At 67.2% G+C, this 10,471-nt stretch carries 10 protein-coding genes; 6 read left to right on the forward strand and 4 right to left on the reverse strand.

Annotated features, from left to right (window positions below; translation table 11 throughout):
• Positions 1-7 precede the first annotated feature (7 nt).
• The 3 genes from QMX82_RS15420 (at position 8) to glsB (ending at position 3,044) form a co-directional block, all read left to right on the forward strand.
• Complete coding sequence (locus QMX82_RS15420) at positions 8-736, forward strand: response regulator (RefSeq protein ID WP_222613578.1); 729 nt, start codon at positions 8-10, stop codon at positions 734-736.
• Positions 737-2,053: an ATP-binding protein gene (locus QMX82_RS15425; protein ID WP_282285107.1), complete on the forward strand. Its 1,317-nt coding sequence runs from the start codon at positions 737-739 to the stop codon at positions 2,051-2,053. It abuts the gene before it with no gap.
• A gap of 76 nt (positions 2,054-2,129) precedes the next feature.
• Positions 2,130-3,044 carry a glutaminase B gene (glsB, locus tag QMX82_RS15430; RefSeq protein ID WP_218568716.1) on the forward strand — a complete coding sequence of 305 codons (915 nt, stop codon included), beginning with the start codon at positions 2,130-2,132 and terminating at the stop codon, positions 3,042-3,044.
• A 185-nt stretch (positions 3,045-3,229) separates the two neighbouring features.
• Here the strand turns inward: glsB and QMX82_RS15435 are convergent, their stop codons facing one another.
• The 3 genes from QMX82_RS15435 to QMX82_RS15445 form a co-directional block, all read right to left on the reverse strand.
• Positions 3,230-4,114: a hypothetical protein gene (locus QMX82_RS15435; protein ID WP_282285111.1), complete on the reverse strand. Its 885-nt coding sequence runs from the start codon at positions 4,112-4,114 to the stop codon at positions 3,230-3,232.
• Between the two features lie 86 nt (positions 4,115-4,200).
• A complete protein-coding gene (gene cls / locus QMX82_RS15440) occupies positions 4,201-5,640 on the reverse strand; it encodes a cardiolipin synthase (RefSeq protein WP_282285113.1) in 1,440 nt (479 codons plus the stop codon).
• A 28-nt stretch (positions 5,641-5,668) separates the two neighbouring features.
• The gene (locus tag QMX82_RS15445; RefSeq protein WP_282285115.1) at positions 5,669-6,799 is read right to left on the reverse strand and encodes a methyltransferase; all 1,131 of its coding nucleotides are present in this window, start codon (positions 6,797-6,799) and stop codon (positions 5,669-5,671) included.
• A gap of 72 nt (positions 6,800-6,871) precedes the next feature.
• Here QMX82_RS15445 and QMX82_RS15450 point away from each other — a divergent pair, with 72 nt between their 5' ends.
• Positions 6,872-7,648 (forward strand): ferredoxin--NADP reductase, encoded by a 777-nt coding sequence (locus QMX82_RS15450; protein ID WP_282285117.1) that lies wholly within the window; start codon positions 6,872-6,874, stop codon positions 7,646-7,648.
• Between the two features lie 302 nt (positions 7,649-7,950).
• Positions 7,951-9,504, forward strand: coding sequence for a TerC family protein (locus QMX82_RS15455; protein ID WP_282285119.1), 1,554 nt, complete (start codon positions 7,951-7,953; stop codon positions 9,502-9,504).
• 22 nt (positions 9,505-9,526) lie between these two features.
• On the opposite strand, the gene mscL is transcribed toward QMX82_RS15455, so the two are convergent.
• Positions 9,527-9,976 carry a large-conductance mechanosensitive channel protein MscL gene (mscL, locus tag QMX82_RS15460; protein WP_133862130.1) on the reverse strand — a complete coding sequence of 150 codons (450 nt, stop codon included), beginning with the start codon at positions 9,974-9,976 and terminating at the stop codon, positions 9,527-9,529.
• A gap of 225 nt (positions 9,977-10,201) precedes the next feature.
• Here mscL and QMX82_RS15465 point away from each other — a divergent pair, with 225 nt between their 5' ends.
• Positions 10,202-10,441 carry a YdcH family protein gene (locus QMX82_RS15465; RefSeq protein ID WP_007162691.1) on the forward strand — a complete coding sequence of 80 codons (240 nt, stop codon included), beginning with the start codon at positions 10,202-10,204 and terminating at the stop codon, positions 10,439-10,441.
• Positions 10,442-10,471 lie beyond the last annotated feature (30 nt).

The following is a 10,471-nucleotide window of genomic DNA, read 5'->3' on the forward strand; positions in this document are numbered from 1 at the left end:
CTCGGCTATGCTCGGCACTTTCCCACCACGAAGACCTGCCGTGATCCCCTTGCTCATCGTCGAAGACGACACCGCCCTGGCCGAGCTCATCGCCACCTACCTGGGCCGCCAGGGCTATGCCGTGACGGTGATCGGTCGCGGCGACGAAGCCCTGGCCGCGGTGCAGCGACTGCGCCCGCAGCTGGTGGTGCTCGACGTCATGCTGCCCGGGCTGGACGGCCTGCAGGTCTGTCGCCAGCTGCGCGCGACTCAGCCGAGCCTGCCGATCCTGATGCTCACCGCTTTGGACGACAGCCACGACCAGGTGCTGGGGCTGGAGATCGGCGCCGACGACTACGTCAGCAAGCCCTGCGAACCGCGGGTGCTGCTGGCACGCATCCGCACCCTGCTGCGCCGCTGCCAGCTGGTCGAGGCGCCTGCCGATGACCGCCTGACGATCGGTCAGCTGCAGCTGCTGCCGGGCGAACGCCAGGTCTGGTGGCGCGACCAGCTGGTGGAGCTGTCCTCCACCGAATTCAACCTGCTGGCGATCCTCATGCGCCATGCCGGCGAGGTACTCAGTCGCGACCAGCTGATCCAGCAGCTGCGCGGCATCGAATTCAACGGCGTCGACCGTTCGGTGGATGTGGCCATCTCCAAGCTGCGCCGGCGTTTCGAGGAGCATCCCGGCGAAGCCCGGCGGATCAAGACCGTCTGGGGCAAGGGTTATCTGCTCTCCCGGGCCGAGTGGGAATAGATGTTCAAGATTCTGGTGCGCCTCTACCTCATCCTGCTGGTGACCTACGGCGCCGCCAGCTACCTGGTGCCCGAGGCGTTGATCAGGGTGTTCGACGAGCGTTACAGCCGCTACGCCCTGGAGCAGTTGCACGGCCCGCTCAGCCTGGCGCAGCGCGCCTTCGTTACCACGCCGCCGGCGCGCTGGCCGGCGGTACAGCAGGAACTGGCCACGGATCTGGCGCCCATCACCCTGCGCCTGGTCGCGCTCGAGGATCCGGTCTTCACCGTTGCCGAGCGCAGGGCGCTCGAAGCCGGCGAGCGGCAGGTGCGCCTGGGCGACTATGGCGAGCCCAGCGCGGCCCTGGTGCCGCTGCCGGCGGAGCAGGTGCTCTGGGTCGGCATCCCCGAGGCGCCCACCGACATCGCCCTGACCTACTGGGCCATGAACGCCCTGATCGGCGCCGCGCTGCTGGTCTGTCTCTATGTCTGGCTGAGACCGCACTGGCGTGACCTGGAACGGCTGCGGCGTACCGCGGCGCGCCTGGGCAAGGGCCATCTGGGCGAGCGCACCGCCATCTCGCCGCGCTCGGACATCGGCGAGGTGGCGCGGGCCTTCGATGACATGGCCCAGGAGCTGGAGGCGCTGATCGTCCAGCAGCGCGACCTGCTCAACGCCGTTTCCCATGAATTGCGCACGCCGCTGTCACGCCTGGAGTTCGGCCTGGCGCTGCTGCAGGCCGATCCGCTGCCGGCCGAGACCCAGCGGCAGCTGGAGCAACTGGTGCGTCACGTCCGCGAACTGGATGCCCTGGTCGACGAATTGCTGTCCTTCGCCCGCCTGCAGAGCAGCCAGCAGCCGCCCGAACGCCTGAGCCTGGAACTCGAAGCCTTTCTCGACAGCGTGCTGGCCGACTTCGCCGAAGAGCAGGAACGCCGCGGTGTCGCGGTGCATCTGGACGTGACGCAGGCACCCAGGCGAGTGGAGCTGGCGCCTCGCCTCACCGCCCGTGCCCTGCAGAATCTGCTCGGCAACGCCTTGCGCTATGGCCAGCGCGAGGTCTGGGTAACGGTCCGCGGCGACGGCGAAGAGCTGCTGATCGCCGTCGAGGACGACGGCGAAGGCATTCCCGCGGCGGAGCGCGAACGGGTCTTCGAACCCTTCTATCGCCTGGATCGCAGTCGCGACCGCGCCACCGGCGGCTTCGGCCTGGGTCTGGCCATCAGCCGTCGCGCAGTGGCAAACCAGGGTGGCCGCCTGGACCTGAGCGCCGGCGCTGGGGGTGGCGCCCGGTTCGAGATCCGCCTGCCGTTGCAGCCGCGCCTGGGGCTCGCCTGAGGCCGCTGCGGCCCCTACACTTGGCGCCCCCGCCCGTTTCGGAATTGTCATGGCAGAGCCCTTCGACCGCCAGCCGCTGCAACCCCTGCTCGACCGTATCGCCGCCGCCGCACCGCGCCATTTCGGCGAAGGCGCGGTGGCCGACTACATCCCGGCCCTGGCCGAGGTGGCGCCGGATCAGTTCGGCATCGCCGTCTGCGACGTCAAGGGGCAGGTCTGGCGCGCCGGGGCGGCCGACACGGCCTTTTCCATCCAGTCCATCTCCAAGGTGCTCAACCTGGTGATCGCCATGCAGCGCCTGGACGAGCCGGACATCTGGACTCGCGTCGGCCGCGAACCCTCCGGCCATGCCTTCAATTCCATGGCGCAGCTGGAAGAAGAGAAGGGCGTGCCACGCAATCCCTTCATCAACGCCGGCGCCGTGCAGGTCTGCGAATTGCTGGTGTCGCGCATCATGTCGATCCACTGGATGATGCGCGAGCAGGCGCGGCGCCTGGCCGGCAATCCGGCGATCAACTTCGACGACCGCGTGGCCCGCTCGGAGATGGACCACAAGGCGCGCAACGCCGCCCTGGCCTATCTGATGAAGGCCTACGGCAATCTCCATAGCGAGGTCGATGACGTCCTCGACGTCTATTTCCACGGCTGCGCCCTGGCCATGAGCTGCGTCGACGTGGCCCGCGCCTTCGCCTTTCTCGCCAACGGCGGGGTCAATCCCCAGGATGGCCAGGTCGTGGTAACGCCTCAGCAGACCCGCCAGCTCAACGCCCTGCTGCTGACCTGCGGCCTCTACGATGCGGCGGGCGACTTCGCCTGGCGCGTCGGCCTGCCGGGCAAGAGCGGGGTGGGGGGTGGCATCGTCGCCATCGTGCCCGGGCAGATGAGCATCTGCGTCTGGTCGCCCCGGCTGGATAGCTACGGCAACTCGGTCGCCGGCCTGCGCGCCCTGGAGACCCTGGTGGAAGGGCTGGGCGTGGCGCCGCTGGGCTAAGAAGCTCTTCTCGATCTGCTGCGCGTTGGCCAAACGGCGTTGAAAAGCCCCTGGAAGGCCAGCCCCGCCGGAATGCTCATTTACGACGAATGAACCCGAGCGCGAGCCCGGTCCGCTTCCTCAGGCCTTTTCGCGGGGCCACCTAGGCCTTGTTTGGCTCTAGCTCGCGAGATCGTGAACAGCTTCTAATAGGCCATGGACAGGCTGAGGGTCACCTGGGGCACCACGCCATCGGTCTCGCCCTCCGGACCGCTCAGGTCGCGCAGGGCGCCGTCGCGATAGAGCGCCAGGGCTTCGGCGCGGGCGCTCCAGCGCGTCTCGCCCCAGCGAAAGGGCTGCTCCAGGGCCAGGCCGGTGCGCGCATAGAGGCGGTCGCCGGAGTCCGCTCCATAGAAGCCGTTCCAGCCCACCCCCAGGGCGCTGGGGAAGCTCAGACGCAGGCCGCTGGCCGAGAGATCCAGTCCGGGTTCCAGGCTGCCCTGGGTGTAGAGACCGCTGTCGCCCTGGGTGCGGGTGGTCACCGCCAGTCCCGGGCGCCAGGCACCCAGGCCCGTATCGGCCTGGTAGGCCAGGGTCAGGCTGGCCTCTTGCGTGGTGGCGGCGACGTCGTTGGGGCTGCTCTTGACCGTGTAGACGAAGCCGATCCTCAGACCCTCGGCCGGTGACACCACCAGGCCCAGCAGGTTGTTGCTCTCGTACCAGCGTCGCGGGCTGACCCGTTCCTCGCTGGACGGGCTGTGCAGGCCGTTGCTGCTGCTGAACACCAGCCAGGCATCGGCTACGCCGTCGCTTCCCTGGTGCAGATCCAGGGCGAAGCCCGCCTGCAGGTGCAAGGGGATGCGGTCGAGGCTGGCCGCGTCGTCATCGTAGTTGCCGCGGGAGAAGTCGCCGTTGCGCACGTCCATGCCCAGTTGCGGATGGAAGCGCCCGGAGTTTTCGCTGACCTCCACGCTGCCCAGGGCGGCGTCTTCGCTTTCGATGGAGGGCACGCTGCGCGGCGCGGCCTGGGCCGCCACGGCCAGGCAACCGGCCAGCAGACAGGCGCAACGCAGGGGCGAAAAGACTGGCATGGCGGGCAACTCCGGGGGCGCGGGGCGCTCCGGGCGTGGCGCCATGAGCTATCGGACCGAGCCGTCGCAGAGCGGGTTCCGAGGCCCTAGAGCACCGGCGAAAACACCCGCGCCACCCGCATGGCGACCCGCCGCCAGCGGCGTAGGGCGGTGTTGTCCTCGGGGGTGAGTTCGCGGGAGCGACTGAAGTCCTGTTCCAGCATCTTGCGCACCTCCCAGGCGAAGGCGACGTCCATCACCATCACCATGACCTCGAAGTTGAGGCGGAAGGAGCGGTTGTCCAGGTTGGCGCTGCCCACCGCGGCCACGTCCTCGTCGATCAGCACCACCTTCTGGTGCAGGAAGCCCGGTCCGTAGCGGAACACCCGCACCCCGGCATGCACCGCTTCGAAGGCATAGAGATAGGAGGCGGCATAGACCACCTTGTGGTCCGGTCGCGAGGGCAGCAGGATGCGCACGTCGATCCCGCGCAGGGCAGCCAGGCGCAGCGCGGCCGAAACGGCTTCGTCAGGGATGAAGTAGGGCGTGGTGATCCAGACCCGGTGGCGCGCCGAGTGGATGGCCTCGACAAAGAACAGCGAGCAGGTCTCCTGGTCGTCCGCCGGCCCGCTGGGCACCACCTGGCAGAGCACGCCGCCCTCTTCGTAGCGTTCCGGCAGCAGCAGGGTGGGCAGCCGCCGGGTGACCCAGTACCAGTCCTGGGCGAAGGTCTCCTGCAGGGTGGCCAGCGCCGGGCCGCGCAATTCCAGGTGGGTATCGCGCCAGGGCGCTAGGGGCGGCTTGAGGCCCATATATTCGTCACCGACGTTGAGCCCGCCGGTAAAGCCCACCTCGCCATCGACGATGACGATCTTGCGGTGGTTGCGGAAGTTGACCTGGAAACGGTTGATCAGCCCGCGTCTGTTGCTGAAGCCCTTCACCTCGCAACCGGCCTCGCGCAGCTTTTCCACATAGGCGCGCGGCAGGGCATGGCTGCCGATGGCGTCGTACAGCAGAAAGACCTGCACCCCGGCGCGGGCCCGGTCGAGCAGGGTGTTCTGCAGGGCCAGGCCGAGGGCGTCGTCGTGGATGATGAAGAACTGCACCAGCACCACCTTCTTCGCCCCGCGGATGGCCGTGAGGATGGCGGCGAAGGTTTCCTCGCCGTTGATCAGCAGGCGCACCTGGTTGTTGGCGACGCAGGGGGTGCCGGTGAGGGCGGTCATGGCCCTGAGCTTGCGATTGGCGGCACTGCACTGCTGGGCGGCCATGGCCTCGGCGATCCAGGGCCGCCAGTCCAGCTCGGCGGCCTGGCGCGCCATCTCCTCGTCGGCCTGGCGCCGCGCCTTCACATAGCTGTCGAAGCGCCGCCGGCCAAAGACCAGATAGGGGATCAGGCTGAGGAAGGGCATGAACACCAGCGCCATGGCCCAGGCCATGGCGCCCTGGGCGGTACGCACCGTGATGATGGCGTGGATCGCCGCGCTGATGCCGATCAGTTCGAGGACCAGGGCGATGTAGTGGAGATCGAGGGGCAGGGAAGGCACGCGGGCAGCTCTCGCTCCGGGGTGGATGTCAGAGAGGTTGGACCGCCTTGAGCACCACGAATTTCGGGGTAGCCGCGATCTGTTCGACGCGCCTGAACAGCCGCTTGAGCTTGGCGTGGTAACCCAGGTGGCGATTGCCCACCAGCCAGAGTTCGCCCTGTTCGGTCAGCGCCGCTCGCGCCTGCTGGAACATGCGCCAGGCAAGGAAGTCACCCACCACCTGCTGCTGGTGGAACGGCGGATTGCAGAGGATCAGGTCCAGCGACTGCGGCGGCTGGTCGGCCAGGCCGTCGGCCGCGCGGATCGCCACCGGCCGCTCGCCCAAGGCCGCGGTCCAGTTCTCCCGCGCCGACTGCACCGCCATGTAGGACTCGTCCACCAGGGTGAAGCGCGCCTCGGGGTTGGCCAGGGCACAGGCCAGGGCCAGCACGCCGTTGCCGCAACCGAGATCGGCTACCCGGGCCTGGCCCAGCTGCTGAGGCAGGTGCGGGAGAAAGGCGCGGGTACCGATATCCAGGCCCTCGCGGCAAAAGACGTTGGCATGGTTGACCAGGGTCAGCGGCGGTGCATCCAGGCGATAACGACTCGGGTAGGGCGAGGCCACCGCCGGTCGCGCCTCGGGCATGGCGGTCAGCAGCCGCGCCTTCTTCACCGCCAGCGACGCCTGCACCGGGCCGATATGCCGCTCCAGCAGGTCGCCGGCGGCGCGGGGCAGGTGCTTGAGCATGCCGGCGGCGATCACCCGCGCACCGGGCGCCAGCTGGCCGTGCAGGCGGATTAGTTGTTCCTCCAGCAAGGCCAGGGTCTTGGGCACCCGTATCAGCACCAGATCGAAGGGACCGCTGGTCGCCTCGCTGGCCGGAACGAAGGTCACTGCTTCGGCGGCAAGGCCGTTGCGCGCCAGGTTGGCCGCCAGCGCCAGGGCCGCCAGGTGCGAGTCGCCACTGGAGGTCACCCGGGCATGGCCGGCGAGACTGGCGGCCAGGGCGCCGAAGCCATCGTTGAGCACCAGCACCCGGGCGGCGGGGTCCAGGCCGCGCTCGGCGACCTGCTGCAGCAGGTACTCGTCGGCGGCGTCGAAGGCCTGCAGGGGATCGTCGCGGCGCGGTGGCTGACGGTCGAGTTCGAGGGTGGCGAAGGGTGAGACGAGAGAAGGCATGGTTTCTGTCGGTGTTTATCGGCGGCCCAGTGCGGGACAATGGCGCCAGGCAATCGGGAAAAAGAGGCCAGTATGACCGCCACCGAAGACAAGTTCACCCGCGAGACGATCACCGCCGTCTGGCCCTGGAGCGACAACCTCTTCAGCCTGAGGACCACCCGCGACGCGCGCTATCGCTTTCGCGCCGGCCAGTTCGCCCGTCTGGGCGTGCGCAAGGCCGATGGCGACATCGTCTGGCGGGCCTACTCCATGGTCTCGGCGCCCCACGACGACTTCCTCGAATTCTTTTCCATCGTGGTGCCGGGCGGGGCCTTCACCAGCGAGCTGAGCCGCCTGCGCGAGGGCGACGAACTGCTGGTGGAAAAGCAGCCCTACGGCTATCTCACCCTGGAGCGCTTCGGCGGCGGTCGCGACCTCTGGCTGCTGGCCACCGGTACCGGTCTGGCGCCCTTCCTGTCGATGCTACAGGAGCCCGATAGCTGGGAGCGCTTCGAGCGCATCGTGCTGGTCTACAGCGTGCGCGAAGCCCGCGACCTGGCCTACCAGGACGTCATCCGCGGTTACGGCCAGGTGGAACACCTCGAAGGCCTCACCGACCGCCTGGTCTATGTCCCCGTGGTCACTCGCGAGGAGCATCCCGGCGCCCTGCGTGGCCGCATCACCACCCTGATCGAGAACGGCGAGCTGGAACGCGCTGCCGGCGTCGAACTCTCGCCCGAGCACTCGCGCATCCTCATCTGCGGCAATCCGGAGATGGTTGACGACACCCGCCAGTTGCTCAAGACCCGCGATCTGCAACTGGCCCTGAGTCGCCGACCCGGCCAGGTGGCGGTGGAGAACTACTGGTAGATAGGGTGCGGCGTTTCAGCAGTCACTGCACAATTTTGACGGCGATTTTTGCGTGTACTTCTAAAACACCACACCCGGCGCACCGGCGTCTTTACGTTTTCTTCACAATTGGAAAAGGTTGGGCCTTTAGTTTTGGGCCCGCCTTGCTCTAGGATCGGAATTTCCAAGGCTACCTTTCGAGTTCCGATGAGCAGTGACAGATCCGAGCCGCCCCCGGCCCCTGTGCCAGGTGCGGCTGACACCCCCTCCCGCCTTATCCCCTCCGTGGCCGTTCGGCCCCTTCAGACGGAGGTCCGCTGCTGATGGAATGGATCGCCGATCCCACCGCCTGGTTGGGACTGCTCACCCTGATCGTCCTGGAAATCGTCCTGGGCATCGACAACCTGGTCTTCATCGCCATCCTCGCCGACAAGCTGCCGCCCGCGCAGCGTGACAGGGCGCGGGTAATCGGCCTGTCGCTGGCGCTGATCATGCGCCTGGGCCTGCTGGCCAGCATTTCCTGGATGGTGACCCTCACCGAACCGCTGTTCGAGGTCTTCGGCAAGGCCTTCTCCGGCCGTGACCTCATCATGCTGTTCGGCGGTATCTTCCTGCTGTTCAAGGCCACCACCGAGTTGCACGAACGCATCGAGGGCCATACCCACAAGACCGGGGGCAATCGCGCCTACGCGGCCTTCTGGCCGGTGGTCGCGCAGATCGTGGTGCTCGACGCCGTGTTCTCGCTGGACGCCGTCATCACCGCCGTGGGCATGGTCGAGCACCTGAGCGTGATGATGATCGCCGTGATCATCTCCATCGGTCTGATGCTGGTGGCGAGCAAGCCGCTGACCGCCTTCGTCAACGCCCACCCCACGGTGATCATGCTGTGCCTGGGCTTCCTGATGATGATCGGTCTGAGCCTGACCGCCGAAGGCCTGGGCTTCCACATTCCCAAGGGCTATCTCTATGCCGCCATCGGCTTCTCGATCCTCATCGAGCTGGCCAACCAGGTGGTGCGCTGGAAGCGCAGGCGCCAGTTGCACGAGCGCCTCGGCATGCGCGAGCGGACCTCCCAGGCCGTGCTGCGCCTACTGGGCGGTCGCCTGCGCGAAGACGAGGTGGACGAGGACATCGCCGAGTTGATGGACGGCGAGAAGGGCGAAGGCCCGATCTTCGATCGCCGCGAGCGGCTGATGATCAGTGGCGTGCTGCAACTGGGCGAGCGCCCGGTGCGCACGGTGATGACCGCCCGCGCCGACGTCGACATCCTCGATGCCGATGCCGCCCCGGAGCGCCTGCGCGAGCAGCTGCTGGCCTCGGCCCACTCGCGCCTGCCGCTGGTGGTCAACGGCAATATCGATGAACCCCTGGGCTACGTGCACAAGAAGGAGCTGTTCACCGACATCCTGCAGGGGCAGACCCCCGACCTGCGCAATCGCGTACGTACACCCATCCATCTGCCGGCCCAGGCCTCGGTGCTCAGCGCCCTGGAGCAACTGCGCGCGGCCTCGACCCACGTGGCCTTTGTGGTCAACGAGTTCGGCGGCTTCGAAGGCTTGCTGACCCTGACCGACATTCTCGAGGCCATCGCCGGCGAACTGCCGGACGCCAGCGAGGACAGCCTGCCGGAGCTGGAAAAGGTGGAAAACGGCTATCGCGCCAGCGGTGGCCTGACGCTGCATCCCCTGGCGCAGCGCACCGGCTTCCAGATCGCTGAAAACGAGGACTACCAAACCCTCGGCGGCCTGGTGGTGGACCTGCTGGGGCGCCTGCCGGTGGCCGGTGATCGCCTGGAATACCAGGGCTGGCAGCTGACGGTGGAGTCGGTCAAGGATCGGCGGATCGGCTGGATCCGCCTGGAGCGACCCGCCTCCTAGCGAGGCGGGTTCGACAAGGACATTACAGCGGGTTGATCGGCGGTTCCTGCTTCACCACGGGGGCCACCGTCGCCTGGCTGGTCTGTTCCTTCAGCAGATCACGGATTTCGGTCAGCAATACCTGGTCTTTGGTCGGACCGGACGGGGCGGTCTCCTGATGCAGACGCAGGCGGTTGAGCACCTTGATCGCCATGAAGATCGCGAAGGCGATGATCACGAAGTCGAAGATGGTCTGCAGGAACTTGCCATAGGACATCACCACCGCCGGCTGGTCGCCCATGGCCGCGCGCAGGGTGATCGCCAGTTGCGAGAAATCCACGCCCCCCAGCAACAGGCCCAGCGGCGGCGTGATGATGTCGGCCACGAAGGACGACACGATCTTGCCGAAAGCCGCGCCCAGGATGATGCCGACCGCCAGGTCGACCACGTTGCCTCTCATGGCGAATTTCTTGAACTCGGCAATGATGCTCATGCTGCACTCCTTTGGATGGTTTCGAAGAGACGATAGACGATTGTGCTCGCTTCGCTCGGGTTTGGAACCCTGCGAGCGGTCCGGAGGTTCCCTAGCAGCGGCAAATCGCCGCGAAATCGGCAGCTGGTCGTGGCTGTCGCACTTTGTCGAAGGGGCCGGGTCCACCCTGTACGTCGAGGGCTACAACCCTCGCGACTTCCACTTCTCGCCCCCAAGGAGCCCCTGATGGTTGCCAAACACGACCTGCACAAAGACTTTCCCGAATACGCCGAGCAGCTGGACAGCCGTCCCCAGACCGATGCGGCCTTTGCCAAACTGCTGGAAGACTACGCCAAGCTCGACCAGCAGATCCTCGATCTGGAAGAGGTGGAAGAATCCAGCGGCGACGAGGAACTGGGTCGCCTGCGGCGCGAGCGGGTCCTGCTCAAGGACAAGATCGCGCAGCAACTGAAATACCCATCCTAGCTGTGCCGGGCTCGGCCCGTGGTGCCGAGC

Source organism: Pseudomonas sp. PS02302 (assembly GCF_029959585.1).
GTDB lineage: Bacteria > Pseudomonadota > Gammaproteobacteria > Pseudomonadales > Pseudomonadaceae > Chryseomonas > Chryseomonas aestiva.

Excerpts from the sequence above, each read along its gene's own strand:
- QMX82_RS15425 (WP_282285107.1), top strand. The coding sequence starts at position 737 with ATGTTCAAGATTCTGGTGCGCCTCTACCTCATCCTGCTGGTGACCTAC.
- QMX82_RS15465 (WP_007162691.1), top strand. The coding sequence starts at position 10,202 with ATGGTTGCCAAACACGACCTGCACAAAGACTTTCCCGAATACGCCGAG.
- QMX82_RS15450 (WP_282285117.1), top strand. The coding sequence starts at position 6,872 with ATGACCGCCACCGAAGACAAGTTCACCCGCGAGACGATCACCGCCGTC.
- mscL (WP_133862130.1), bottom strand. The coding sequence starts at position 9,976 with ATGAGCATCATTGCCGAGTTCAAGAAATTCGCCATGAGAGGCAACGTG.
- QMX82_RS15435 (WP_282285111.1), bottom strand. The coding sequence starts at position 4,114 with ATGCCAGTCTTTTCGCCCCTGCGTTGCGCCTGTCTGCTGGCCGGTTGC.
- QMX82_RS15420 (WP_222613578.1), top strand. The coding sequence starts at position 8 with ATGCTCGGCACTTTCCCACCACGAAGACCTGCCGTGATCCCCTTGCTC.
- QMX82_RS15455 (WP_282285119.1), top strand. The coding sequence starts at position 7,951 with ATGGAATGGATCGCCGATCCCACCGCCTGGTTGGGACTGCTCACCCTG.
- QMX82_RS15445 (WP_282285115.1), bottom strand. The coding sequence starts at position 6,799 with ATGCCTTCTCTCGTCTCACCCTTCGCCACCCTCGAACTCGACCGTCAG.